Here is a 24,564-nt window from a genome sequence, read left to right on the forward strand (position 1 = left end):
ACTGACCGAAAGGCATGATTCGTCATGGGTTACATCAAGTCCGCCGCTCTCGACGAGACCGGCTTCGTGGTGCTCGACTCCTACGGTGAGGAGATCGACCCGCAGGAGTGGCTGTCGATCGAGTACGTCGACTGGAAGTCGTCGGGCGACACCCGCTTCGCGCCGCTCGCGTCCGCCAAGGGCGAGATCGAGTGCAACGGGTTCTGGAACCACACGCCGCCGCGCACCGACAAGGATGGCGTCTGGATCCCCGAGCAGACCGAGAAGGCGCCGACCCTGACGCGCCGCGCGCAGGAGCCGGGCTCGAACGTCGGCCGCTGCCGCATCATCGAACTGCAGCCCAACACCTACGCCGACGCGCTGTACAACCTCCACCAGGACGACAACAACCGCCTCAACCCCGACGGCACCGGCTGGGTCGTGCGCGGCTTCTTCAACCTCACCGACGACAAGAACACCTACTTCGTGCTGCGTGAGAACCGCACCGACCCGAGCATCGAGTACCGCGTGGCGCTTCCCGCCGGCGCCCAGCTCATCGTCGACACGCAGCGCCTGTGGCACGCCGTGCACCACGACGGCACCGAGCCGCGCTACTGCCTCATCACCTCCTGGGAGTCGGGCCCCGAGCTCGACGCCTACATGGAGAAGTACCACGCGGTGCCGACCGCGCCGCAGTTCGAGGTCGCGCAGGAGGTGCTCGACGCCGGTCAGGCCGAGCAGACCCGCCGTGACGCCGCGCGCGCCGCGTACTACGCCGCCAAGGGCAAGGCCGAGGTCCAGGCCATGAGCGAGGCCTGAACACCGCCCGCCATTATCGCGGAGAGGGCCCGGGAATCACAGTCTTGTGATTCCCGGGCCCTCTCCGCGATAATGGCGGCAGCACAACCGAACAGCACGTCATGACACCGTCACAGGTCGTAGGGGAAGACGCACCTGACGAACGGAGAGATCATGGCGACACAAAAAGCGCGTGGGGTGATCTTCATCCACTCCGCGCCACGGGCGTTGTGCCCCCACCTCGAGTGGGCTGTCGGGCGCGCCCTCGGCCGCGCCGTCAGCTTCGACTGGGCGGATCAGCCGGTGCTGACCGGCAGCCGGCGGTCCGAGTTCTACTGGGAAGGCGCCGCCGGGACCGGCTCGGCCCTGGCCACCGCCATCCGCGGCTGGGAGCACCTGCGCTTCGAGGTCACCGAGGATCCCACGCCTCGCAGCGACGGCGGCCGTTGGCTGCACACGCCGGGCCTCGGCATCCACTACGCGCAGACCGACACCGCGGGCAACGTCGTCATCGGCGAGGACCGCATCCGCTACGCGATGGAGATCGCCGGCGGCGACGCGTTCGAGCTGCAGCGCGAACTCGATGTCGCGCTCGGCGCCGCCTGGGACGAGGAGCTCGAGCCGTTCCGCCACGCGAGCGACGATGCGCCCGTCGTCTGGCTGCACAAGGTCGGCTGACGCCCACAACCCCACAGACGCAGGCGGCGTGAGGCGCCACTACCGAGGCTCGGAGGCCATGAATCCCGGGCCCTGGGACCGCGAACCGCCGCCTGACACGACAGACGCCCCCGGCATCGCCGGGGGCGTCTTCGCGTCGCGGGTCGTCAGACCGAGCGGAAGGCGACGACGGCGTTGTGACCGCCGAAGCCGAACGAGTTGCTGATCGCGAGCTGATCGCCCGCACCGAGGGCGATCGGGGCGTCCGAGATCCGCAGCGGGATGTCGGGGTCCTGCGTGCTGACGTTGATGGTCGGCGGCGCCTGGCGCTCGCGCAGCGCGAGGAGCGTGAAGATCGCCTCGAGCGCGCCCGTGCCGCCCAGCAGGTGACCGGTCGCGCCCTTCGTCGCCGAGACCGGGATCTCGTGGACGCGGTCGCCGAAGACGCTCAGGAGCGCCTTGTACTCGGCGATGTCGCCCGTGGGAGTGGACGTCGCGTGCGCGTTGATGTGCGTGACCTCGTCGGGCGTGGCGCCCGCCTGCTCGAGCGCGAGGCGCACGGCGCGCGAGGCGCCCAGACCCTCCGGCTCCGGAGCCGTGATGTGGTACGAATCGGCCGTCACGCCGCCGCCCACGACCTCGCCGTAGATCTTCGCGCCGCGGGCCTTGGCGTGCTCCTCGGTCTCGAGGACCAGCGCTGCCGCGCCCTCGCCCATGACGAACCCGTCCCGGTCGACGCTGTACGGGCGCGACGCGGTCTCGGGGGAGTCGTTGCGCTTGGACAGCGCCTGCATCGCGGCGAAGGCGGCGATGGTGAGCGGGTGGATGACCGCCTCGGCGCCACCCGCGATGATGACGTCCGCGCGACCCGCGCGAAGGCTCTCGAACGCGTTGACGAGCGACTCGGTGCTCGATGCGCACGCCGAAGCCACGGTGCGCGCGTAGGCGCGGGCGTTCAGGTGCATCGAGACGGCCGCGGCCGGCGCATTCGGCATGAGCATCGGGACGCTCATCGGCATGACGCGGCGAGGACCCTTGGTCTTGAGCGTGTCCCAGCCCGCGAGCGTGGTCTGCAGGCCCCCGATGCCGGTCGCGAAGTCCACGGCGAACCGCTCGGGCTCGACCTCCGGCTTGCCCGCGTCCTCCCATGCCTCGAACGCCGCGACGAGCGCGAACTGCGCCGAGGGGTCGAGGCGGTTGGCGACAGGGCGCTCCAGCACGGAGTCGGGCCGGACGAGCGCCTGTGCGGCGAAGCTGACGGGGAGCTGGTACTCCTCGACCCAATCCTGCTCGATCGTGTGCGTGCCGGATGCTCCGTTCATCAGCGCCGACCAGCTCTCGGGGGCGGTGCCGCCGATGGGGGTCGATGCACCGATGCCGGTGACGACGATACGGGGTGTGCTCATGGAGATCAGAGTCCTCGTGATGATGGCCGGTGGGGGCCGCGGCCCCCACCGGGATGGTCCTACGCCTGGTTCGACGTGATGAAGGTGACGGCGTCGCCGACGGTCTTGAGGTTCTTGACCTCGTCGTCCGGAATGGTGACGCCGAACTTCTCCTCGGCGTTGACGACGATCGTCATCATCGAGATCGAGTCGATGTCGAGGTCGTCGGTGAACGACTTCTCGAGCGCGACCTCGTCGGCCGAGATGCCGGTCTCGTCGGTGATGAGCTCCGCGAGACCCGCGAGGACCTCGTCGTTGGTGAATGCCATGGGATTCTCCTGTTTGTTAGGGGTAGGCGTGCCCGACCGGGCCGGGAATCAGTCTAGGGTCGCGGTTCACCGCGTCAGGGAAGGACGATCACCTGCGCGCCGAAAACCAGCCCGGCGCCGAAGCCGATCTGGAGCGCGAGGCCGCCGCTGAGCTCCGGGTGCTCCTCGAGCAGCCGGTGCGTGGCCAGCGGGATGGAGGCCGCCGAGGTGTTCCCGGTGGTCTCGATGTCACGGCCGACCAGCACGGTGTCGGGCAGGCCCAGCTGCTTGGCGAACTCGTCGATGATGCGCATGTTCGCCTGGTGGGGCACGAAGGCGGCGAGATCGGATGCCTCGACCCCCGCAGCCTCGAGCGCCTGGCGTGCGACCTTCACCATCTCCCAGACCGCCCAGCGGAAGACCGTGGGGCCCTCCTGGCGCAGGGTGGGCCACGGCGCGACCCCGTCGCGGAACTCGGTCAGCGTGTGGTTCATGCCCACCGCCTCGGACTTCGAGCCGTCGGAGCCCCACACGGTGGGGCCGATGCCGGGCGTCTCGCTCGGGCCGACGACGACCGCGCCCGCGCCGTCGCCGAGCAGGAACGAGATGCTGCGGTCGGCGGGGTCGACGATGTCGCTGAGCTTCTCGGTGCCGATCACGACGGCATAGTTCGCGGCGCCGGCGCGGATGAGCGCGTCGGCCTGGGCGACGCCGTACGCGAAGCCGGCGCACGCGGCGTTCACGTCGTACGCCGCGGCGGGGTTGGCGCCGACGCGATCGGCGACGATCGCCGACACCGACGGGCTCTGCTTCGGATTGCTGATGGTCGCGACGATGACGGCGTCGACCTGCGACGCGTCGACACCGGACCGCTCGATCGCCTCGCGGGCGGCGTCGGTCGCGAGGTCGATCGCGTCGGTCTCGGCCAGCGCGCGAGCGCGCGTGACGATGCCGGTGCGCTGGCGGATCCACTCGTCGCTCGAGTCGATCGGGCCGATGAGGTCGTCGTTCGGCACAGCGATCTCGCCGCGGGCGGCGCCGTAGGAGTAGATGCGCGTGTGGGCGGCACCGGTGGGCTGGATGAGGCTGCGGGTCATGCGGGGGTACTCCGGTCAGGCGTCGGCGGCCACCAGCGCGGCGGCGGCCTCCAGGTCAGCGGGCGTCTTGACGGCGACGGCGGGGACTCCGCGGAGCGCGCGCTTCGCGAGCCCGACGAGCGTGCCCGCGGGGGACAGCTCCACGATGCCCGATACCCCGGCGTCGGCGAAAGACGCCATGCAGAGGTCCCAGCGCACCGGCGAGGCGACCTGGTCGACGAGAAGGTCGACGAACGCACGGCCGGACGACACGGCGGAACCGTCTCGGTTGGTCCACAGCGTGACACCGGGATCGGACACGTCGTGGTCGGTCGCGGCCGCACGCAGAGCCTCGACGGCCGGCGCCATGTAGTGGGTGTGGAAGGCGCCGGCGACCTGCAGCGGGATCACACGGGTTCCGGCGACCGGCTCGGCGGCGAGGGCCTGGAGGGCGTCGAGCGCGCCGGCGACGACGAGCTGGCCGCCCCCGTTGTAGTTCGCGGGGGAGAGGCCGAGCTCTTCGAGGCGCGCGAGGATCGATGCCTCGTCTCCGCCGATCACGGCGCTCATCCCGGTCTCGGCGGCCGCTGCCGCCTCCGCCATCGCGCGGCCGCGGATGCCGACGAGGGTGAGTGCGGACTCTTCGCTGAGGACTCCCGCCGCCGCGGCCGCGGCGAACTCGCCGACGGAGTGCCCGGCCACGCCGCCGATGCGCTCACGGTCGGGCAGTGCGTTCCACGACAGCAGGCTGGCCGCGACGATGAGCGGCTGCGCCACCTGGGTGTCGCGGATCTGGTCGGCGTCCCACTCGGTGCCGGCGGCGACGAGGTCGACGCCGGACCACTCGGAGTACTGAGCGAGGCGATCCGCCGCGCCGTCCGATTCGAGCCAGGGCGTCAGGAAGCCGGGGGACTGGGAGCCTTGTCCGGGGAAGACCGCGATTCTCACCGTTCCATCCTGCCAAGGATCAGAAAGGTCGTTCTGGCGACACCGTCACAAGAATCGCGCGCTCCTTTGTGCGCGGCCCACACTGACGCCGAGATCACGCAGGGTTGCGACGGGCCGGCGGACGGCGGCGCGAGGCATCCGTCCCGATCGATCCGAGGATCAGCGCCGTCTGCAGGATGAGCGCCTCGCGAGGGCCGGTGGCGTCCCAGCCGATGACCTCGGACACCCGCTTGAGGCGGTAGCGCACCGTGTTCGGGTGGACGAACAGCTCGCGGGCGGTGGCCTCGAGCGAACGGCCGTTGTCGAGGTACGCCCACAGCGTCGACACGAGGTCGGCACTGTGCGACTGGAGTGGGCGGTAGATGCGCTCCACGAGTGTGAGCTTGGCCAGGGGATCCCCGGCGAGCGCGCGCTCGGGGAGGAGGTCGTCGGCCTCGACAGGGCGGGGAGCGTGACGCCAGGCGCGCGCGACCGCGAATCCGGCGAGGGCGGCCCGAGCGCTCTGGCTCGCGTCGACGAGCGCCGGCACCGTCGGGCCGAGCACGAGGTATCCGGCGCCGAAGCCGGGCTCGAGGCGGCGCGCGATCTCGGCGAAGGGAAGGTCGGCCACGGCGTCGTCCGCGCCGGTCGACGCTTCGGATCGCCCGACGACCAGTACGAGGCGCGAGCCCTGCACACCGATCAGGACGTCGACACCGAGCTTGCGCGCCGTACGACGGAGCTGATCGACGTCGAACTGCGGGGGAGTCGTGCCCACGAGGACTGCGACCTCGCCGTGGCCGTGCCAGCCCAGGGCCGCGATGCGGCTCGGCAGCTCCTCGTCGGCCTCGCCCGTGAGGATCGAGTCGACCACCAGCGCCTCGAGTCGCGCATCCCAGAGGCCGCGCGCCTCGGCGGCGCGGGCGTAGACATCGGCCGCGGCGAAAGCCACCTCGCGCGAGTAGAGGAGGATCGCCTCGCGCAGGTGCTCGCCCTTGCCCGCGACCCGCTCCTCCGTCACCTCGACGGTGACGCGGATGAGCTGCAGAGTCTGCTGCAGGCTGACGCTCCGCAGCAGCTCACGGGGAGCCGCCGCGAAGATGTCGGATGCGATCCACGGCGTCGAGGCGGGGTCCTCGTACCACGAGATGAACGACGTGATGCCGGCCTGGGCCACCAGCCCGACGGCGGACCGTCGGGCCGGTGGCATCTCGGCGTACCAGGGCAGCGTCTCCTCGAGGCGCTTGATGGTGACGGTCGCGAGGTCGCCGGAGATGCGTCGCAGCCAGGCGAGCGTCTCGACCTTGTCCATCACCTCGGTGGACTTGCCCATCCGCAGGTCAGCTCTCGCCGCCCGCGTTCCCGCTCGTACCGGCGGTCACGTCGTGCAGACGGTACTTCTGGATGGCCTGCGCGGCGAGGCTGCGGTCGACCGCACCCTCTTCGGCAAGAGCCTGAAGCGTCCGGACCACGACCGAGGGGCCGTCGATCTTGAAGAAGCGACGGGCCGCGGCGCGCGTGTCGGAGAAGCCGAAGCCGTCGGCACCGAGCGTCGCGAAGCGGTTCGGCACCCACGGACGGATCTGGTCCTGGACGGCGTGCATGAAGTCGCTGACCGCGACCACGGGGCCGGCGGCGTCCTTCAGCTTCTCGGTCAGGTAGGCGGTGTGCGGCTCCTCCTCCGGGTGGAGGAAGTTGTGCTCGTCGGCGGCCAGGCCGTCGCGGCGCAGCTCGCTCCACGAGGTGACCGACCAGACGTCGGCCTGCACACCCCAGTCGTCGCGCAGCAGCTGCTGCGCCTCGAGCGCCCACGGCACTCCCACGCCCGACGCCAGGAGCTGAGCCTTGGGGCCCTCGCCCTCGGCGGTCGAGACGCGGTGGATGCCGCGCACGATGCCGTCGACGTCCACGCCCTCGGGCTCGGCCGGCTGCACCAGCGGCTCGTTGTACACCGTGAGGTAGTACATGACGTTGGGGTCGGGGTGGTTGCCGCCGTACATGCGCTCGATGCCCGAGCGGACGATGTGCGCGATCTCGTACCCGTAGGCCGGGTCGTACGACACGGTCGCCGGGTTGGTCGAGGCGAGCAGCAGCGAGTGGCCGTCGGCGTGCTGGAGGCCCTCACCGGTCAGCGTCGTGCGCCCGGCGGTGGCGCCGATGATGAAGCCGCGCGCCATCTGGTCGCCCGCCGCCCACTGCGCGTCGCCGGTGCGCTGGAACCCGAACATCGAGTAGAAGACGTACACCGGGATGAGCGGCTCGCCGTGCGTGGCGTACGAGGTGCCCGCCGCGGTGAACGCGGCGACCGCGCCCGCCTCGTTGATGCCGACGTGGACGATCTGGCCCTGCGGGCTCTCCTTGTAGGCCAGGAGCAGCTCGCGGTCGACCGACGTGTAGTTCTGGCCGTGCGGGTTGTAGATCTTCGCCGAGGGGAAGAACGCGTCCATGCCGAACGTGCGCGCCTCGTCGGGGATGATGGGCACGATCCGGTGGCCGAAGTCCTTCGCACGGAGAAGGTCCTTGAGCAGACGGACGAAGGCCATCGTCGTGGCGATCTCCTGCGTGCCCGAGCCCTTCTTCGGCAGCGCGTACGCGTCGTCGCCCGGCAGCTGCAGCCCGACGTGGTGCGAGCGGCGCTCCGGCAGGAAGCCGCCCAGCGCGCGACGGCGCTCCAGCATGTACTGGATCGTCTCGTCGTTCGATCCGGGGTTGTAGTACGGCGGCAGGTAGGGGTTCTCCTCGAGCTGCGCGTCCGAGACCGGGATCCGCATCGAATCGCGGAAGTACTTCAGGTCCTGCAGGGTCATCTTCTTCATCTGGTGGGTCGCGTTGCGGCCCTCGAAGTGATGCCCGAGGCCGTAGCCCTTGATCGTCTTGGCGAGGATCACGGTGGGCTGGCCCTTGTGCTCGGTCGCGGCCTTGTACGCGCCGTAGACCTTGCGGTAGTCCAGGCCGCCGCGGCGGAGCTTGCCCCAGATGTCGTCGTCCGACCAGTCCTTCACGAGAGCGGCCGTGCGCTCGTCGCGCCCGAAGAAGTGCTCACGGATGAACGCGCCGTCCTCCGCGCGATACGTCTGGAAGTCGCCGTCCGGCGTGGTGTTCATGAGGTGCACGAGTGCGCCGTCGGTGTCCTTGGCGAGGAGCTCGTCCCATCCGCTGCCCCAGACCACCTTGATGACGTTCCACCCGGCGCCGCGGAAGAAGCTCTCGAGCTCCTGGATGATCTTGCCGTTGCCGCGCACCGGGCCGTCGAGGCGCTGCAGGTTGCAGTTGACGACGAACGTGAGGTTGTCCAGGCCCTCGTTCGCCGCGACCTGCAACTGTCCGCGGCTCTCGACCTCGTCCATCTCGCCGTCGCCGAGGAATGCCCAGACGTGCGAGTTCGACAGGTCCTTGATGCCGCGGTTGGTGAGGTACTTGTTCGACATCGCCTGGTAGATGGCGTTGATCGGTCCGAGCCCCATCGAGACCGTCGGGAACTGCCAGTACTCCGGCATGAGGCGCGGGTGCGGGTAGGACGGAAGCGCGTGGGGTGCCTTCGACTTCTCCTGGCGGAAGCCGTCGAGCTGCTCGGAGCTCAGGCGGCCTTCGAGGAAGGAGCGGGCGTAGATGCCGGGAGACGCGTGACCCTGGATGAAGATCTGGTCACCGCCGGTCGGGTCGTCGAGACCACGGAAGAAGTGGTTGAAGCCGACCTCGTACAGCGACGCGGACGATGCGTACGTCGAGATGTGGCCGCCCACGCCGATGCCGGGACGCTGGGCGCGGTGCACCGTGACCGCGGCGTTCCAGCGGATCCACCGGCGGTACCGGCGCTCGAGCTCCTCGTCGCCCGGGAACTCGGGCTCGTTCTCGGGGGCGATCGTGTTGATGTAGTCCGTCGTGGGAACCTGCGGAACGTTGAGCTGCAGCTCGTGGGAGGTCTGCAGCAGGCTCAGCATGATCTCGCGGCCACGTCCGTGGCCCTTCGCCTGCACGAGCTGCTGGAGGGATTCCTGCCACTCGGAGGTCTCATCGGGATCGCTGTCGAGGGGTTCCTGCGAGTACGGATCCTGATCGTTGACAGTCACAGAAGACCTTTCGTCGTCTGGCAGATCGTGCCAGGTAATCGCTACCGGAGCGGCGCGGGCGTTGTCTGCCCTGCACAAACGCACCAACTGCCAGCCTAGCGAGTTCGAGACGGTGCGGACGCACCTCGTAGACTGGCCGCGAGGGCCTTTAGCTCAGCTGGTAGAGCGCCACGTTTACACCGTGGATGTCGTCGGTTCGATCCCGGCAGGGCCCACCGAAGTCCTTCAGCGCCGATCCCCTCGCGGATCGGCGCCTCCGTCCGGATCGCCGTCGTCGCGCTGGTGCGAGACGACGTGCGGCAGCGCGAACTCCTCATAGCCGGGCTGGCCGATCCTCGAGTGCCGGTGCGAGTACGCGAAATAGATGACGAAGCCGATGACGAGCCACACCAGGAATCGCAGCCACGTCTCGACGGTGAGGTTGAGCATCAGGTAGACGCAGATCGCCGCGGACAGCCCCGGAAGCCACGGGTTGAGCGGTACGCGGAAGCTGCGGTGGAGGTCCGGCCGCTTGCGCCGCAGCACGATGACGCCGATCGACACGAGCACGAACGCCGACAGGGTGCCGATGTTGACCATCTCCTCGAGCAGGCCGATCGGCGTGAAGCCCGCGACGACGGCGACGATGATCGTGACGAGGATCGAGATGACCCACGGCGTGCGGAACCGCGGGTGCACCTTCGCGAGCCGCACGGGCAGGAGCGCGTCCCGCGACATCGCGAAGATGATGCGCGTCGCCCCGATCAGCAGCGTGAGCACGACCGTGGTGAGACCGGCCACCGCGCCCGCCGAGATCAGCGTCGCCATCCACGTCGCGCCGTGGAACGCGAAGGCGTTGGCGAGAGCGGCCGCCGGGTCGAGGTCCTGGTAGGGAACCATCCCCGTCACCACGAGCGCGACGGCGCAGTACAGCAGCGTGCAGATCACCAGCGACGCGATGATGCCGATCGGCAGGTCGCGCTGCGGGTGCCGCGTCTCCTCGGCGGTGGTCGCGACGACATCGAACCCGATGTAGGCGAAGAACACGAGCGCGGCGCCGGCGAAGATGCCCCCGACGCCGAACGCGGTGGGCTCGATGCCGGAGAAGAACTGCAGCAGCGGCTGGCTCAGTCCCGTCGCGGTCTCCCTCGGCGCGGGCGCCGGCACGAACGGCGACCAGTTCGCCGGATTCACGAACAGGAGGCCCGCGACGATCACGAACAGCACGATGAAGAGCTTCACGGCGACGAGCACCATGTTGACGCGCAGCGATTCCTTGATCCCGAAGGTCATCAGGCCGCCGAGCACGAGCACCAGCAGGATCGCCATGAGGTCGACGGTGCCGCCGTATCCGATCTCGGCGGGGATCGGCATCCCGAGCTGCTCGAAGAGCGTGCCGAGATACGCGCTCCATCCCTGCGCGACCACGCTCGCGCCGAGGAACATCTCGAGGATGAGGTCCCACCCGATGATCCAGGCGAACAGCTCGCCGAGCGAGGAGTAGGAGAACGTGTAGGCGGACCCCGACACGGGCACGGTCGACGCGAACTCGGCGTAGCAGAGCGCCGCGAGCGTGCAGGCGATCGCGGCCACCACGAAGCTGAGCACGATCGCCGGGCCCGCGACCTCGTGCGCGGCACGGCCGGTGAGCGTGAAGATGCCGGCGCCGATCACGACGCCGATGCCGAAGACGGTGAGGTCGAGGGCCGTCAGGGACTTCTTGAGTCGGAATTCCGGTTCGTCGGTGTCGGCGATCGACTGTTCGACGGACTTGGTGCGGAGAACGCCCATGGTTCGCGCCTTTCGTCTTCGGAAGGGCCGGTCGTCGAATGCTAGTCTCCACCGCTCGCGCCGTCGATGCCCCACGGTAGGTTGGTGACGTGAACGCCAGCCCCGCAGACCAGCGCCGCCTCGTCGAGGTCGCCCAGCTCGACGCCCGCATCCGCCAGGCCGACAACGCACGCAAGAATCCGCCTCAGGCCGGTCGGGTCCAGGAGCTGCTGGGCCGGCGTCAGGAGCTCTCGCAGGAGCTCGGCACGCGTCTCGGCGCCCGTGACGATCTGCGCACAGAGCTGTCGCGCATCGAGTCCGATGTCGCCGTCGTCGACGCCCGCGCGGCTCGCGACGCGGACCGTCTCGCGGCCTCGACGAACTCGAAGGAGGCGCAGGGGCTCGAGAGCGAGCTGGCCGCCCTCGCCCGCCGCAAGAACGACCTCGAAGACGCGGAGCTCGCCGTCATGGAGCGGCTCGAGATCGCCGACGCCGCCGTCGCCGAGCAGGAGTCCCTCATCGCGGCGACCAACGCCGAGGGTGCCGAGCTGAGCGCCGAGGGCAAGCGCGCCGTCGCCGAGGCGACCGCGGCCTTCGACGCCGCCACCCGTGACCGCGCCGCCGTCGGCGGCGGCATCCCGGCCGACCTGCTCGCCCTGTACGACCGCCTCGCCGTCCGCAGCGCGGGTGCCGCGTTCCTGCGACGCCGCACGTGCGAGGGCTGCCACATGGTGCTCGCCGGCACCGACCTGCAGGTGCTGCGTCAGGCCGGCGAGAACGACGTCGTGACGTGCCCGGAGTGCGGCTGCATCCTCGTGCGCGACGACGAATCCGGGCTGTGACCGCACCAGACGTCTTCTGCGGTGGGCGTGTCTGACGCCCCCGGCTGGATCATCCTCGGGCGGACGGAACGCGGTGCCGCCGTCATCCTGCTCGACGCGAACGCCGACGAGTCCGGGCGTGAGGAGGTCGACAGCGGCGCTCTGACGTCGTGGATCTCGGACGCCGAGATCCGCTGGGCACCCCGATGGGTCTGGCACGACACCCCGCAGTGGTACGCCGCATTGCTCGCAGACGGCGTCCGCGTCGCCCGGTGCCATGACCTGCGCCTGTGCCATGCGATCCTGCGCGACTCCGCGCTGGTCTCCGAGACGGCGCCGGTGAGGCGGTCGGAGGAGTGGGATGCCGCCCCGCACGTCGACGCCGAAGAGGCCGCGCCGACCCTGTTCGAGCTGGACGCCGTCGGGCGCCCCACCGGCCCGCCCGCGGACGCCGATGCGGCCCTGGCCGAGTTCGTGCGGCAGCGCGACGCGATCGCCGGCAGCGCCGCGCCCGGCCGCCTGCGGCTGCTGACGGCGGCCGAGTCTGCGGGCGCGCTCGTGGCCGCCGAGATGCGCGCCGCGGGACTCCCATGGGACGCCGAGGCGCACGACCGCATCCTCGTCGAGACGCTCGGGGAGCGCCGCCCCGGCGGCGCGCAGCCCGCCAAGCTCGCCGCGTCGGCGGAGCGCGTCCGCGCGGCGCTCGGCGATCCCGCTGCGAGCCTCGACTCGCAGCCGAAGCTCCTGCGGTCGCTGCACCGCGCCGGCGTGCTCGTCGATTCCACGAGCCGTTGGGAGCTCGCCGAGCAGCGGCATCCCGTCATCGAACCGCTCCTCGAGTACAAGAAGCTCTCGCGCCTGCTGTCGGCGAACGGGTGGACGTGGCTGGCCGAGTGGGTCGCCGACGGCCGGTTCCGCCCGGTCTTCGTGCCGGGCGGCGTCGTCACCGGACGCTGGGCGTCATCGGGCGGGGGAGCGCTGCAGCTGCCGCGCCAGCTGCGCGAGGCCGTGCGCGCCGACCCGGGCTGGCGGCTCGTCGTCGCCGACGTCGCGCAGCTCGAGCCGCGCGTGCTCGCGGCGATGTCGGGCGACACCGCGCTCGCGGCTGCCGCACGCGGACGCGACCTCTACGCCGGGATCGTCGACAGCGGCGCGGTGGCGACCCGGCAGGAGGCGAAGATCGCGATCCTCGGCGCGATGTACGGCGCCACGACGGGGGAGTCCGGCCGGCTTGTGCCGCGTCTGCGGCGCGCATATCCCCGCGCGATGGGCCTGGTCGACGACGCCGCGCGCACCGGCGAGGACGGCGGCATCGTCTCCACGTGGCTCGGCCGCACGTCGCCCGCGCCGTCACCGGAGTGGTCGGCCGCGCAGTCGCGCGCGACGGAGGCCGAGGCATCCGGAGCCGACGAGACCCGCGCCCGGCGCTGGGCGCGCGATCGGGGCCGCTTCACACGGAACTTCGTCGTGCAGGGCACCGCCGCCGAATGGGCCCTCGCGTGGCTGGCCGACCTCCGCGGGCGCCTGGCCGCCCTCCCGTCCGTGCCTGCGGAGCGCGGCGCGCCGCGCTCCGGCCCTGCGTTCGCGCGACAGCCGCATCTCGCGTTCTTCCTCCACGACGAGGTGATCGTGCACACACCCGAGGAGCACGCGGATGCTGCGGCTCAGGCGGTGACGGAGGCCGCGGCCACCGCGGGGCATCTGCTCTTCGGCGGCTTCCCGCTCGACTTCCGGCTCGACGTGCGCATCGCCGAGACCGCGCTCAAGGACTGACGCGGCACAGACCCCCGCCTGGCGGCGATAAGCTGGCGGACGCGAATGGGTCGGCTGGACGGTCGCGTCGCGGACGGTTCGCCGTCGCGCCGAGGAACGTCCGGGCTCCACAGGGCAGGGCGGTGGGTAACACCCACCCGGAGCGATCCGCGAGACAGTGCCACAGAAAGCAGACCGCCCGGCTTCGGCCGGGTAAGGGTGAAAGGGTGGTGTAAGAGACCACCGGGGTCGTGGTGACACGACCCGCACGGTAAACCTCGCCCGGAGCAAGGCCAGACAGGGGATGACGACGCGGCCCGCCGAGTCCCCGGGTAGGCCGCTGGAGCGGCACGGCAACGTGTCGCCGAGAGAGATGACCGTCCACGGGGCTCACGCCCCCGGACAGAACCCGGCGTACAGGCCGGCCCATTCGCCCTCTCCGCCGCGCCCGGCGGCGACGCGGTGTCAGCCACGCGCGAGCGCCGCGGCGCCGATGATCCCCGCGTTGTTGCGGTGGACCGCGGGCACGATCGGCGTCTTGATGTCGAGCAGCGGGAGGAAGTGGTCGGCGTGCTTCGAGACCCCGCCGCCCACGACGAACAGGTCGGGGCTGAAGAGGAACTCGATGTGGCTGTAGTACCACTGCAGCCGCTTGGCCCACTGCTCCCACGACAGGTTGTGACGCTCCATCGCGGAGTACGCGGCGTAGGCCTCGGCATCCTTTCCGTGCCGGGCACGCTGCACGTGACCGAGCTCGGAGTTCGGCACCAGCACGCCGTTGTACAGCAGAGCCGAGCCGATCCCGGTGCCGAGCGTGGTCAGGATCGTGAGCCCGGGCCGGCCCTTGGCGGCGCCGTAGCGGACCTCCGCGACCCCCGCGACATCCGCATCGTTCGCGAAGTGGATGTCGCGACCCAGGCCGTCCTCGAAGAACTTCTCGGCGGCGAAGTCGATCCACTCGTCCGACACGTTCGCCGCCGACAGCGTGCGGCCGTTCTTGACGATCGCGGGGAAGGCCACTCCGAGCGGAACCGACTGGTCGTCGGCGACACCCAGGGTCGACAGCACCTCCCGCACCGCGGCCAGCACGTCCGGCGGGTGCGCCCCGGCGGGCGTCGCGACCTTCACGCGATCGCTGACGAGTTCGCCCTTGTCGAGATCGACGATCCCCGCCTTGATTCCGGTGCCGCCGATGTCCACGCCGACGGCGCGTGCCGCGTCAGATGCCATGTCGACAGCCTATCGACGCCGACGCCGTCGCCGACGAGGCGGGCGTCAGTAGGATCGTGCTGACAGCGACCAGCCCGCGATGCGAGGAGCGTGCACGATGACGAGCGGCAGCGACAAGTACTGGTACAACCTCAAGACCGGCGAGGTCGAGAAGGGCTTCGAATCGCCCGCCCCTGATCGCGCAGGCCCCTTCGACACTCCCGAGGAGGCCGCGAACGCTCCCGAGGTCATCAAGGAGCGCTCCCGCGCCTGGGCCTCGGAGGAGGCACGCGAGGACTCCTGGGGCGCCGACACCGTGTCGGGCGAGGGCGGCGACGACCAGTAGTCTGGCTTTCACCGCGGTCGTAGAAGCACCTCGGGCGATCCGGCACCGGAGAGGACGCGATGGACAAGCAGCGTGACTTCGTTCTGAGGACCATCGAAGAACGAGGCGTGAAGTTCGTACGGCTGTGGTTCACAGACGTGATCGGCACGCTGAAGTCCGTCGCCATCGCACCCGCCGAGGTCGAGGGCGCGTTCAGCGAAGGCCTCGGATTCGACGGCTCCGCGATCGAGGGCCTGACACGCTCCTACGAGTCGGACCTGCTGGCGCACCCCGACCCGACCACGTTCCAGACTCTGCCCTGGCGCGGTGAGATCGACCCGACCGCGCGCATGTTCTGCGACATCACCACGCCCGACGGGCAGCCGGCCGTGGCCGACCCGCGCCACGTCCTCAAGCGGACGCTCGCGAAGGCCGCCGACGCGGGGTTCACGTTCTACACGCACCCCGAGATCGAGTTCTACCTGCTGAAGTCGTCGTCCTTCGGCACCGAGGGCCCCGAGCCGGTCGACTCGGCCGGCTACTTCGACAACGTCCCTGGCGGCACCGCGCACGACTTCCGCCGCCGTTCGGTCCGCATGCTCGAGGACCTCGGCATCTCGGTGGAGTTCAGCCACCACGAGGGCGGCCCCGGTCAGAACGAGATCGACCTCCGCTACGCGGACGCCCTCACCACGGCCGACAACATCATGACGTTCCGCACCGTCATCAAAGAGGTCGCGATCGAGCAGGGCGTCTACGCGACCTTCATGCCGAAGCCCATGACGGGCAAGCCGGGAAGCGGCATGCACACGCACATGTCGCTGTTCGAGGGCGACGTCAACGCGTTCTACGAGGAGGGCGCCCAGTACCAGCTCTCGAAGGTCGGCCGTCAGTTCATCGCCGGCCTGCTGCGACACGCGAACGAGATCTCGGCCGTGACGAATCAATTCGTCAACTCGTACAAGCGGCTCTGGGGCGGCGACGAGGCGCCCAGCTTCATCTGCTGGGGCCACAACAACCGCTCGGCGCTCGTACGTGTGCCGCTGTACAAGCCCAGCAAGGGTCAGTCGTCGCGCGTCGAGTACCGCGCCCTCGACTCGGCCGCGAACCCGTACCTGGCGTACGCGCTCATGCTCGCGGCGGGCCTCAAGGGCATCGAGAACGAGTACGAGCTCCCGCCCGAGGCGGAGGACAACGTCTGGTCGCTGACGGATGCTGAGCGCCGGGCTCTCGGGTACGCCCCGCTGCCCGCGAGCCTCGACCACGCGCTGGAGTACATGGAGGAGTCCGAGCTCGTCGCCGAGACGCTGGGGGAGCAGGTCTTCAACCACGTGCTGCTCAACAAGCGCCGCGAGTGGCAGGAGTACCGCTCCCAGGTCACGCCCTTCGAGCTCAAGAGCAACCTCGAGCTGCTCTGAGACCGGCTGACGCATGTCTGCGAGCGACCGGCCGGGTTCACTGACCCCGCTCGCCCGTCTCGGCTTCAGCCGCCTCACCGACGCCGAGGCACTCCTCGACGAGCTCTCCGACCTCATCGACGCGCCGCGCGACGCGCTGCTCGACGGCGCCGTCGATGCGGCAGATCCTGACGAGGCGCTGCACGCACTCGCACGCCTCGCCCGCCGGGATTCCGCGCCCGTCCGCCGGGCGCGGGAACGTCCGACGGCGTGGCGCGCCCTGTGGGCGCTGCTGGGGGCGTCGACCGGCTTCGGCGAGTTCTTCTTCCGTCACCCCGCCGAAGTCGATCAGCTCGCGGACGCGGGGGAGCGACTGCCCACCCCCGACGAGCTGCGCTCGGAGCTGCTCGCGTCCATCGGCGCCGTGGACGGGTTCGCCGCCGACGGAGGCGAGAGCGCCTGGGTCGCGCTGCGCGTGCGGTACCGCCGCATGCTCGCTCGCATCGCCGCGTACGACCTCCTGAGCCGGGCACCGGTCGACGAGGTCGCCGCCGTGTCGGCACGGCTCGCGGATGCCGCGGGCGCGGCGCTGGAAGCGTCTCTCGCGGTCGCCCGCACCCGCGTGTCGGGCGGTGCGGTCGGAGCGGGACTGTTCCCCCGCGAGCAGGTGGCGCGCACGAAGCTCGCGATCATCGGCATGGGCAAGACCGGCGCTCGCGAGCTCAACTACGTCAGCGACGTGGACGTCATCTTCGTGGGAGGCGGCGACGACGACGCCGTCGAGCAGTTCGGCGAGAGCCGCATCGTGGACATCGCGACGCGGCTGGCCGTCCAGACGATGCGCGGCATCTCCGGCGTCGAGATCGAGCCTCCGCTGTGGGAGGTCGACGCCAACCTGCGCCCCGAGGGCAAGCAGGGTGCGCTGGTGCGCACTCTCGACTCCCATCTGGCGTACTACGACCGATGGGCGAAGAGCTGGGAGTTCCAGGCGCTGCTGAAGGCGCGGCCCATCGCGGGCGACGACGACCTCGCGCAGGCCTACATCGAAGCGGTGCAGCCGAAGGTGTGGACGAGCGCGGCGCGCGAGAACTTCGTCGACAGCGTGCAGCGCATGCGCGAGCGCGTCACCGAGCACATCCCGCCCGCCGACGTGCCGTACCAGCTCAAGCTCGGGCCGGGCGGCATCCGCGACATCGAGTTCACGGTCCAGCTCCTGCAGCTGGTGCACGGCCTCTCGGACGATCGGATCCGCCAGCGCGGCACGCTCGAGGCGCTGGATGCCCTGGTCGCCGAGGGGTACATCGGCCGTGCCGAAGCATCCGCCTTCTCGCGCGACTACCGCGTCCTGCGTCTCCTCGAGCACCGCGTGCAGCTGCGCCAGCTGCGTCGCACGCACCTCATGCCGTCGCGTCCGGAGGACCTGCGGGTCCTCGCGCGTGCGACGGGCCTCGCCGACACGGGCGAAGGGATCTGGGGGCTGTGGGAGTCGGTCAAGCGCGAAGTGCGCGACATCCATGTCCGGCTCTTCTACCGACCGCTGCTCTCGGCGGTCGCCGCGCTCCCCGCCGATGAGCGGGTGCTGTCGACCGAGCAGGCGCACGACCGTCTCGCGGCCATCGGCTTCGCCGACCCTGCGGGGGCGCTGCGGCACATCGCCGCCCTCACCACCGGCCTGAGCCGCAAGGCGACGATCCAGCGCCACCTCATGCCCGTCATGATCCGCTGGTTCGCCGACGGCGTCGATCCGGACTACGGCCTCCTGGCATTCCGCCGCCTCAGCGAGCGGCTCGGCGACACGCACTGGTTCCTGCGCATGCTGCGGGACTCCTCGGGGGCCGCGGAGAGCCTCTCCCGCGTGCTGTCGGGCTCCCGCTACGTCGGCGAGCTGATCGAGTGGATCCCCGAGTCCGCCGCGTGGCTCGACGACCCAGAGCTGCTGCGTCCGCGCTCCGGCGCGGCGCTGCAGCAGGAGGCGCGGGCCATCCAGACTCGCCACAAGACGGTCATCGAGGCGATGCGCGCGGTGCGGGCGCTCCGGCGGCGCGAGCAGTTGCGCATCGCCATGGGAGCGATCCTCGGCAGCGTCACGATCGAAGAGGTCGCGGACGCGCTCACGACGATCACAGAAGTCACCATCCAGGCGACGCTGCGGGCGGTGCGCCGCGAGGTCGTGCCTCCGGAGGACCAGGCGCTCGATTTCTCCGTCATCGCGATGGGGCGATTCGGCGGTGCGGAGCTCGGCTTCGGCTCGGATGCCGACGTGATGTACGTCTACCGCCCGAACGGCGTCGATCCACAGCGGGCACACGAGCTCGCCCTCAAGCTCGTCGCCGCGCTGCGCACGCATTCCGAGGACCACCGCGTCCCGCTCGATCTCGACGCCGATCTGCGCCCGGAGGGCCGCAACGGCCCGCTCGCGCGCTCCCTCGAGGCGTACGAGGAGTACTACCGGCGATGGGCGCTCTCGTGGGAGGCGCAGGCGCTGCTGCGGGCACGCGGCGTGGCCGGCAGCGTCAAGCTCATCGGCGACTTCATGAAGCTCGCCGACCGCGTGCGCTATCCCGAGCGCGTCGACCTCGCCGCCACCCGCGAGATCAAGCGCATCAAGGCGCGCGTCGAGAGCGAGCGCCTGCCGCAGGGCGTCGACCCCTCACGGCATCTCAAGCTCGGCCCGGGCTCGCTCAGCGACGTCGAGTGGCTCGTTCAGCTGCTGCAGCTGCAACACGCCCACGCGGTGCCCGAGATGCGCACGACGTCGACCCTCGGTGCGCTCCGCGCCGCCGAGGGCGCGGGGCTCATCCCCGCCGGCGCCGCGGACCGCCTGGCGGAGGCCTGGCGTCTCGCGAGCCGCCTCCGCTCCGCGAACACGCTCCTGTCCGGTCAGACGAGCGACGTGCTCCCCGTCGACCGCAAGAAGCTCGACGGGATCGGACGACTGCTGGAGTACCCGCCCCGGTCGGCCACACAGGTCGAAGAGGACTACCTGGGCACCACCCGCCGGGCACGTCGCGTCTTCGAGAAGCTCTTCTACGGCTGATCCGGATGCTGCGGCCCGCGGCCGATCACGCGCCCGGGCAGTGCGGGATGCCGTCGATGCGGTCGCCCTCCAGCGGGTTCCCGGTGACGGCGCCCACCACGCGGACCGCGCGATCCCAGTAGCGGGCGTAGTGATTCGGGTCGGCGTTGATCTGGGTGCGGTGCGCGACGAGGGTCGGCTCCACCACCGCCCGGTCGGGCACGCGCTCGGCCATGGCCCGGTAGAACACGGTCGCGGCCGTGTAGGGATCCAGGCGCGCTTCGCGCGTGCCCCAGGAGTCCTGCTGCTGGAAGAGGCCGATCGACGTGGTGCGGGAGCCGTCGGGGTTGGTCACACCGCTCGTCTCCCAGTCGCCGTAGTCGATGTTGCGCAGCGACGACTCGCCCATCGCGGTCATGACCGCGATGGTCTGGTCCCGCGCGTCGAATCCGAGGTCCCTGCCGGCGGCCAGGATCGTGCAGGCGTTCGTGAGCTGCTCGAACCGGTACCCGGCGACCGCAGGCTCGATGATGGGCGGCGGCGCGGGCGCACGGTCGTCGGGGGCGAGTGCGATCTCGTCCGCCCATGACAGACGGAGACTCCCGGCGAGGAACGCCGCTCCGCCCAGGAACGCGGCGAACAGGATCACCGGTACGGCGATCGCCAGCGCGACGCCGGTGCGCCGGCCGCGCCGGCGGGCGTGTCGCTGCGGCCTGCGCCTGCGCGCCGCCGGCGACCGACGCGCGCTGCGCCGTCGTGTCGTCGCGGTGGTGCGGCTGGGCATCGTCTTCGCCTTCTGTCGGTACGAGCTGTCGGTCCGGGCGCGGAGCGCTCGTTCAGCCTAGGCCGCACGCCGGGCCGCAGCATCCATCTCCCAGCGAACACAGAAGCGGGCCCCGGTCTCCCGGGGCCCGCTTGCCGTGTTCGAACGTCAGACGCCGAAGTACAGCTCGTACTCGAACGGGTGCGGACGCGCGTTGAGCGGCTGGATCTCGTTCTCGATCTTGTACTCGATCCACGTCTCGATCAGCTCGGGCGTGAAGACGCCGCCCTTGAGCAGGAACTCGTGGTCGGCGCGAAGCGCGTCGAGCGAGTCGAGCAGCGAGTTCGGCACCTGCGGGATGTTCTTCGCCTCCTCGGGGGGAAGCTCGTACAGGTCCTTGTCGACGGGCTCGTGCGGCTCGATGCGGTTCTGGATGCCGTCGAGGCCGGCCATGAGCTGCGCGGCGAACGCGAGGTACGGGTTGCCCGAGGCGTCCGGTGCGCGGAACTCGATGCGCTTGGCCTTGGGGTTGGAGCCCGTGATCGGGATGCGGATGGCCGCCGAGCGGTTGCCGGCCGAGTACACCAGGTTGACCGGAGCCTCGTAGCCCTTGACGAGGCGCTTGTACGAGTTGAGCGTCGGGTTGGTGAACGCGAGCAGCGCCGGCGCGTGCGCCAGGATGCCGCCGATGTACCAGCGCGCGAGGTCGGAGAGCTGCGCGTAGCCCTTCTCGTCGTAGAAGAGGGGCTTGCCCTCGAGCCACAGCGACTGGTGCGTGTGCATGCCCGAGCCGTTGTCGCCGAAGAGCGGCTTGGGCATGAAGGTCGCGACCTTGCCCCACTCGTTCGCCACGTTCTTGACGATGTACTTGAACTTCAGGATGTCGTCGGCCGCGTGCACCATGGTGTCGAAGCGGTAGTTGATCTCCTGCTGGCCGCCGGTGCCGACCTCGTGGTGCGAGCGCTCGAGGAGCAGGCCCGACTCGATGAGGCGGAGGCTGATGTCGTCGCGGAGGTCGGCCGTCTTGTCGACGGGGGAGACCGGGAAGTAGCCGCCCTTGAAGGGGGTCTTGTTCGCGAGGTTGCCGCCCTCTTCGGCACGGCCGGTGTTCCAGGCGCCCTCTTCGGAGTCCACCGAGTAGAAGCTCGAGTTCTGCTTCACCTCGTAGCGGACGTCGTCGAAAATGTAGAACTCGGCCTCGGGCGCGAAGAACGCGGTGTCGGCGATGCCGGTCGAGGCGAGGTACTTCTCAGCCTTCTTGGCGACCTGGCGCGGGTCCTTCGAGTAGATCTCGCCGTTGCGCGGGTTGTAGATGTCGAAGACCATGATGAGCGTCTTCGCCTCGCGGAACGGGTCGAGGTACGCCGTCGACACGTCCGGGATCAGCTGCATGTCCGATTCGTGGATGTTCGCGAAGCCCCGGATGGAGGAGCCGTCGAACAGCTGGCCGACCGTGAAGAACTCTTCGTCGACGGTGGAGGCCGGGATGTTGAAGTGCTGCTGCACGCCAGGAAGATCCGTGAAACGGATGTCGAGGAACTTGACGTCCTCGTCCTTGATGAACTTCAGCACCTCGGATGAATCTTTGAACATGAAGACTCCAGAGGTAGGGCATTCGGATCCGCCCGTACGGGCCGGGCACTCTGGCAAGGTACCCGCAGGGCATTGCCCTCCAGTATCACCTGTGTTTCAGGGATGTTACGACGACCTGGGTACGCTGGGGAAGTGACGCAGAGCACCCAGGACTACCCCGGCGAACGCCTCGGACTGCCCCGCGAGGGCACCGGATCCATCGGCCGCCTGGGGCGCCGCGTCGGCGCTCTCTGCCTCGATTACGGCGCCGCCTACCTCATCTCGGGCTTCTTCGGATGGGACCCGCTCGCGATCCTCGCGATCTTCGCCGCCATCCAGATCGTGTTCCTGCCGACGCTCCAGGGGAGCCCCGGCCACCGCATCTTCGGCCTGCGCCTGGTGCGCCTCGACGGCGCGTGGGTGGGCCTGTGGCGTCCCGTGATCCGCACCGCGCTCCTGATCCTCGCGATCCCGGCGGTCATCTGGGACGCCGACCAGCGGGGCCTCCACGACAAGGCCGCGGGCACGGTGCTCATCCGCTCGTGAGACGGAAGAACCCGGCCCGGCATCTTCGCCGGACCGGGTTCACGCGCGAGCGGCTCAGCGCGGACGCGGCGCGCGCACCTTCGTGGGGTCGATGCCCTTCGGGATCGGCAGCGACGTCAGCGACTGCGAGACCGATTCGATGCGCTTGATGACCGCGGCCATCGTGGCCCGGTCGATCTTGGTGGGCAGCGACTTGATGGTCGGCGCGAGCTTCGAGATCGGGGTCTCTCCCTCGCCGTGACCGACGTAGAGCACCGTCACGGGAACACCGGACGCGACGCGCTGGACCTTCGAGCGCTCGTCGTTCACGAGGCGCGTGAGCCGGCCGCGGGCGCCTTCGCCCACGATCACGACGCCGCCGCGCCCGACGGCGCGGTAGACGGCTTCCTGCGTCTTGGGGTTGATGCCGACCGGCATCTCGCTGGCCTGCCACTTGCGGCCGAGCGACGTCGACATGACGTGGCCCGTGGCTCCCGGCATCCCGTCGATCTTCTTGTACATCGCCTGGGTCGACAGCCGGGTCATCGTCATCATCGACGCGAGGACGCCGAGCATGAGGCCGGTGACGCCCCACAGGATGACGCTCCAGACGGCGACCGGCGGGATGAGGAACCCGATGCCCACACCCGCGGCGATGCCGAGGAGGAGGATGCCGACCAGGAGGAACGGCAGCCAGCGGAACTCCTTCTGGGTGAAGGTGTAGAGGGTGCGGATCTGGGAGAAGAATCCCGGGCCCTTCTCGGGGGCGGAACTGCGCGCGGCCATAGCTTCCAGCCTACCTTTTCGCGGGCTCGTGCTCGGCTCCTCCACAGTCGGGCATGGGCGCGGTTCTTCCACAGACGGCCGCCGACCGAGGCTGTCGCGTCATGCACCGCCGCACACTGGCGTCATGACGACCGTCGACGGCTCGCTCGGGAGCACCTACCGCGCCATCCGGGCGGTGCGCGCGCGGGAGGACGGCCCGTGGCCGGGAATCCTCGTCCGCACCGCCGGCGGCGACGCGTGCATGCTGGTCGACGCCGACGTCCTCGGTCCGCACTGGCGGGGATGGGATGCCGCGCCCGACGGTCACGTGCTGGCCCCGGCCGACATCGTCCGACGCGTCGACGGCCACGATGCGGTCCTGCCCGTCTGCTCCGAACGCCTCGAGGACTTCGTCCGGCGGAGAGCCGCACGCATGCCCCTCAGCCTGGGCGAGGCCGTCACGCTCGGCGTCAGCGTGCTGCGCGGCTGCTCCCAGGTCGCCGGCACCCCCGACATCGAGGGCGACTGGTGGCTCGACGATGCCGGCAGGCCGGTGCTGGCGACGGATGTCTCGGCCCGGCGCGTGTTCGAGGCATCCGCCGCCGTCCTCGAGGGGGTGGGCGTCGACCCGCCCGCGCAGCGCACGTGGCAGACGGCCCTGCGAGCTGTCACCGCGGAACGCGTCTCGGTCCATGAGCTGGAGGCCGCCGAGGAGGCGCTGTTCGCGCTGGCCGAGGCGGAGCCCCTCAGCACCGTCAGCCTCCGTCCTCGCAGCGCGAGCGATGGCGTCGCCCGTGCGCACGAGGGGACGCACCGGGCGGCGGACGGGCCGCACGAACCCGCGCCGCGGTCGATGTGGCAGACGCTCGTCGCCGGCGTGGACGACGAGCTCTCCGACACCGTGTCGCGGGCCACGACCGCGGTGTGGCGCCGGCTGCGACGCGCGGGCGACGCGCCGCGAACCGGCGTGAGACGCGCGCCGTGGCTGGTCGGAGGGGCCGTCGCGGTCGCCGTGCTGGCCGGCGGTGCGCTGTGGCCGACCGCGAGCGGCGTCGCGACCGATGCGCGACCGGGCGCTTCGCCCACGGCGACGCCCGGGTCCGCGGCGTCCGTCCCGGATGCCTCCCCCTCCGCGACGCCCGGCAGCGACTCTCCACCCGGCGCGCCGGCCGACCTCGCCCTTCTCACGGGCGAACTGCTCGACGCACGGATCGCGTGCGGCGGCGACGCCTCCTGCCTCACGACTGTGACGGTCGACGGGGCGCCGTTATCCGGCGGCGCCGTCGATCGCTCCGCGGCCGAGCGGACGGTCACGCTTCTCGACGACTTCGGTGACATCGCGGTGGTGCGGGTCGACGCGAACGACGGGTCCGCCCCTTCGCAGATGGTCGTGATCCTTCGCAGAGACGAGAAATGGCTGCTGCGCGACGTCTCCGACGTCGCGCAGCAGCCCTAGAAGCGGGGACCGCT

Annotated in this window: 20 protein-coding genes, 1 tRNA gene and 1 other RNA gene; 11 read left to right on the forward strand and 11 right to left on the reverse strand. The window is 70.5% G+C overall.

Translation table 11 applies throughout. The features are described 5' to 3' along the window. The first annotated feature begins 24 nt into the window (after positions 1-24). Positions 25-798 (forward strand): hypothetical protein, encoded by a 774-nt coding sequence (locus ACFC1K_RS14105; RefSeq protein WP_310290948.1) that lies wholly within the window; start codon positions 25-27, stop codon positions 796-798. 153 nt (positions 799-951) lie between these two features. Then, positions 952-1,455 (forward strand): DUF3145 domain-containing protein, encoded by a 504-nt coding sequence (locus tag ACFC1K_RS14110; RefSeq protein WP_116193332.1) that lies wholly within the window; start codon positions 952-954, stop codon positions 1,453-1,455. A 146-nt stretch (positions 1,456-1,601) separates the two neighbouring features. On the opposite strand, the gene ACFC1K_RS14115 is transcribed toward ACFC1K_RS14110, so the two are convergent. From ACFC1K_RS14115 to aceE, 6 genes are all read right to left on the reverse strand, one after another. Beyond that, positions 1,602-2,840 (reverse strand): beta-ketoacyl-[acyl-carrier-protein] synthase family protein, encoded by a 1,239-nt coding sequence (locus tag ACFC1K_RS14115; RefSeq protein ID WP_375872097.1) that lies wholly within the window; start codon positions 2,838-2,840, stop codon positions 1,602-1,604. 59 nt (positions 2,841-2,899) lie between these two features. After that, positions 2,900-3,148, reverse strand: coding sequence for an acyl carrier protein (locus tag ACFC1K_RS14120; protein WP_013586517.1), 249 nt, complete (start codon positions 3,146-3,148; stop codon positions 2,900-2,902). A gap of 74 nt (positions 3,149-3,222) precedes the next feature. After that, on the reverse strand, positions 3,223-4,224 hold the full coding sequence (locus ACFC1K_RS14125; RefSeq protein ID WP_310290945.1) for a beta-ketoacyl-ACP synthase III: 1,002 nt from the start codon (positions 4,222-4,224) through the stop codon (positions 3,223-3,225). A 15-nt stretch (positions 4,225-4,239) separates the two neighbouring features. Further along, positions 4,240-5,151 (reverse strand): ACP S-malonyltransferase, encoded by a 912-nt coding sequence (locus ACFC1K_RS14130; protein WP_375872098.1) that lies wholly within the window; start codon positions 5,149-5,151, stop codon positions 4,240-4,242. 94 nt (positions 5,152-5,245) lie between these two features. Beyond that, positions 5,246-6,463: a PucR family transcriptional regulator gene (locus ACFC1K_RS14135; RefSeq protein WP_375872099.1), complete on the reverse strand. Its 1,218-nt coding sequence runs from the start codon at positions 6,461-6,463 to the stop codon at positions 5,246-5,248. 7 nt (positions 6,464-6,470) lie between these two features. Continuing rightward, complete coding sequence (aceE, locus tag ACFC1K_RS14140; RefSeq protein ID WP_310290941.1) at positions 6,471-9,200, reverse strand: pyruvate dehydrogenase (acetyl-transferring), homodimeric type; 2,730 nt, start codon at positions 9,198-9,200, stop codon at positions 6,471-6,473. A 142-nt stretch (positions 9,201-9,342) separates the two neighbouring features. Between aceE and ACFC1K_RS14145 the strand changes: the two genes are divergently transcribed. Beyond that, a tRNA-Val gene (locus ACFC1K_RS14145) sits at positions 9,343-9,415 on the forward strand. A gap of 10 nt (positions 9,416-9,425) precedes the next feature. Here ACFC1K_RS14145 and ACFC1K_RS14150 read toward each other — a convergent pair. Then, on the reverse strand, positions 9,426-10,970 hold the full coding sequence (locus ACFC1K_RS14150; protein WP_310290940.1) for an amino acid permease: 1,545 nt from the start codon (positions 10,968-10,970) through the stop codon (positions 9,426-9,428). 89 nt (positions 10,971-11,059) lie between these two features. On the opposite strand from ACFC1K_RS14150, the gene ACFC1K_RS14155 reads away from it, so the two are divergent. The 3 genes from ACFC1K_RS14155 to rnpB all read left to right on the forward strand — a co-directional run bounded on the left by ACFC1K_RS14155 (position 11,060) and on the right by rnpB (position 13,955). Beyond that, positions 11,060-11,791: a C4-type zinc ribbon domain-containing protein gene (locus tag ACFC1K_RS14155; RefSeq protein ID WP_310290939.1), complete on the forward strand. Its 732-nt coding sequence runs from the start codon at positions 11,060-11,062 to the stop codon at positions 11,789-11,791. A gap of 27 nt (positions 11,792-11,818) precedes the next feature. Then, the gene (locus ACFC1K_RS14160) at positions 11,819-13,543 is read left to right on the forward strand and encodes a bifunctional 3'-5' exonuclease/DNA polymerase (protein ID WP_375872100.1); all 1,725 of its coding nucleotides are present in this window, start codon (positions 11,819-11,821) and stop codon (positions 13,541-13,543) included. A 46-nt stretch (positions 13,544-13,589) separates the two neighbouring features. Next, positions 13,590-13,955: RNase P RNA component class A (gene rnpB, locus ACFC1K_RS14165), an RNA gene on the forward strand. Positions 13,956-13,987: 32 nt separating this feature from the next. On the opposite strand, the gene ppgK is transcribed toward rnpB, so the two are convergent. Beyond that, a complete protein-coding gene (gene ppgK, locus ACFC1K_RS14170) occupies positions 13,988-14,752 on the reverse strand; it encodes a polyphosphate--glucose phosphotransferase (protein WP_375872101.1) in 765 nt (254 codons plus the stop codon). 97 nt (positions 14,753-14,849) lie between these two features. On the opposite strand from ppgK, the gene ACFC1K_RS14175 reads away from it, so the two are divergent. From ACFC1K_RS14175 to ACFC1K_RS14185, 3 genes are read left to right on the forward strand one after another with little or no spacing between them, the layout of a single operon-like run. Next, positions 14,850-15,077 carry an SPOR domain-containing protein gene (locus ACFC1K_RS14175; RefSeq protein WP_310290936.1) on the forward strand — a complete coding sequence of 76 codons (228 nt, stop codon included), beginning with the start codon at positions 14,850-14,852 and terminating at the stop codon, positions 15,075-15,077. Between the two features lie 59 nt (positions 15,078-15,136). Beyond that, positions 15,137-16,474 carry a type I glutamate--ammonia ligase gene (gene glnA / locus ACFC1K_RS14180; protein WP_310290934.1) on the forward strand — a complete coding sequence of 446 codons (1,338 nt, stop codon included), beginning with the start codon at positions 15,137-15,139 and terminating at the stop codon, positions 16,472-16,474. 13 nt (positions 16,475-16,487) lie between these two features. Further along, a complete protein-coding gene (locus ACFC1K_RS14185; protein ID WP_375872102.1) occupies positions 16,488-19,490 on the forward strand; it encodes a bifunctional [glutamine synthetase] adenylyltransferase/[glutamine synthetase]-adenylyl-L-tyrosine phosphorylase in 3,003 nt (1,000 codons plus the stop codon). A gap of 25 nt (positions 19,491-19,515) precedes the next feature. Here the strand turns inward: ACFC1K_RS14185 and ACFC1K_RS14190 are convergent, their stop codons facing one another. Together ACFC1K_RS14190 and glnA (ACFC1K_RS14195) are read right to left on the reverse strand one after the other, a co-directional pair. Continuing rightward, the gene (locus ACFC1K_RS14190) at positions 19,516-20,253 is read right to left on the reverse strand and encodes a peptidase M23 (protein ID WP_310290932.1); all 738 of its coding nucleotides are present in this window, start codon (positions 20,251-20,253) and stop codon (positions 19,516-19,518) included. Between the two features lie 147 nt (positions 20,254-20,400). After that, entirely contained in the window at positions 20,401-21,825 is a 1,425-nt protein-coding gene (gene glnA, locus ACFC1K_RS14195; protein WP_310290931.1) for a type I glutamate--ammonia ligase, read from the reverse strand. 132 nt (positions 21,826-21,957) lie between these two features. Between glnA (ACFC1K_RS14195) and ACFC1K_RS14200 the strand changes: the two genes are divergently transcribed. Beyond that, entirely contained in the window at positions 21,958-22,350 is a 393-nt protein-coding gene (locus ACFC1K_RS14200) for an RDD family protein (protein ID WP_310290930.1), read from the forward strand. A 54-nt stretch (positions 22,351-22,404) separates the two neighbouring features. On the opposite strand, the gene ACFC1K_RS14205 is transcribed toward ACFC1K_RS14200, so the two are convergent. Continuing rightward, positions 22,405-23,115 (reverse strand): DUF4191 family protein, encoded by a 711-nt coding sequence (locus ACFC1K_RS14205; RefSeq protein ID WP_375872103.1) that lies wholly within the window; start codon positions 23,113-23,115, stop codon positions 22,405-22,407. A 124-nt stretch (positions 23,116-23,239) separates the two neighbouring features. Between ACFC1K_RS14205 and ACFC1K_RS14210 the strand changes: the two genes are divergently transcribed. Then, positions 23,240-24,550 carry a hypothetical protein gene (locus ACFC1K_RS14210; protein WP_375872104.1) on the forward strand — a complete coding sequence of 437 codons (1,311 nt, stop codon included), beginning with the start codon at positions 23,240-23,242 and terminating at the stop codon, positions 24,548-24,550. Positions 24,551-24,564 lie beyond the last annotated feature (14 nt).

Origin of the sequence: Microbacterium sp. NPDC056057, assembly GCF_042266945.1 — a bacterium.
In the GTDB taxonomy this organism is placed as follows: Bacteria; Actinomycetota; Actinomycetes; order Actinomycetales; family Microbacteriaceae; genus Microbacterium; species Microbacterium trichothecenolyticum_C.

What these genes read in the sequence shown, in the direction of transcription:
- ACFC1K_RS14135 (WP_375872099.1), bottom strand. Translation starts at nt 6,463, where the DNA reads ATGGGCAAGTCCACCGAGGTGATGGACAAGGTCGAGACGCTCGCCTGG.
- ACFC1K_RS14110 (WP_116193332.1), top strand. Translation starts at nt 952, where the DNA reads ATGGCGACACAAAAAGCGCGTGGGGTGATCTTCATCCACTCCGCGCCA.
- ACFC1K_RS14125 (WP_310290945.1), bottom strand. Translation starts at nt 4,224, where the DNA reads ATGACCCGCAGCCTCATCCAGCCCACCGGTGCCGCCCACACGCGCATC.
- ACFC1K_RS14105 (WP_310290948.1), top strand. Translation starts at nt 25, where the DNA reads ATGGGTTACATCAAGTCCGCCGCTCTCGACGAGACCGGCTTCGTGGTG.
- glnA (WP_310290931.1), bottom strand. Translation starts at nt 21,825, where the DNA reads ATGTTCAAAGATTCATCCGAGGTGCTGAAGTTCATCAAGGACGAGGAC.
- ACFC1K_RS14205 (WP_375872103.1), bottom strand. Translation starts at nt 23,115, where the DNA reads ATGGCCGCGCGCAGTTCCGCCCCCGAGAAGGGCCCGGGATTCTTCTCC.
- ACFC1K_RS14185 (WP_375872102.1), top strand. Translation starts at nt 16,488, where the DNA reads ATGTCTGCGAGCGACCGGCCGGGTTCACTGACCCCGCTCGCCCGTCTC.
- ACFC1K_RS14150 (WP_310290940.1), bottom strand. Translation starts at nt 10,970, where the DNA reads ATGGGCGTTCTCCGCACCAAGTCCGTCGAACAGTCGATCGCCGACACC.
- ACFC1K_RS14120 (WP_013586517.1), bottom strand. Translation starts at nt 3,148, where the DNA reads ATGGCATTCACCAACGACGAGGTCCTCGCGGGTCTCGCGGAGCTCATC.
- ACFC1K_RS14175 (WP_310290936.1), top strand. Translation starts at nt 14,850, where the DNA reads ATGACGAGCGGCAGCGACAAGTACTGGTACAACCTCAAGACCGGCGAG.
- ACFC1K_RS14190 (WP_310290932.1), bottom strand. Translation starts at nt 20,253, where the DNA reads ATGCCCAGCCGCACCACCGCGACGACACGACGGCGCAGCGCGCGTCGG.
- ACFC1K_RS14115 (WP_375872097.1), bottom strand. Translation starts at nt 2,840, where the DNA reads ATGAGCACACCCCGTATCGTCGTCACCGGCATCGGTGCATCGACCCCC.
- ppgK (WP_375872101.1), bottom strand. Translation starts at nt 14,752, where the DNA reads ATGGCATCTGACGCGGCACGCGCCGTCGGCGTGGACATCGGCGGCACC.
- glnA (WP_310290934.1), top strand. Translation starts at nt 15,137, where the DNA reads ATGGACAAGCAGCGTGACTTCGTTCTGAGGACCATCGAAGAACGAGGC.
- ACFC1K_RS14210 (WP_375872104.1), top strand. Translation starts at nt 23,240, where the DNA reads ATGACGACCGTCGACGGCTCGCTCGGGAGCACCTACCGCGCCATCCGG.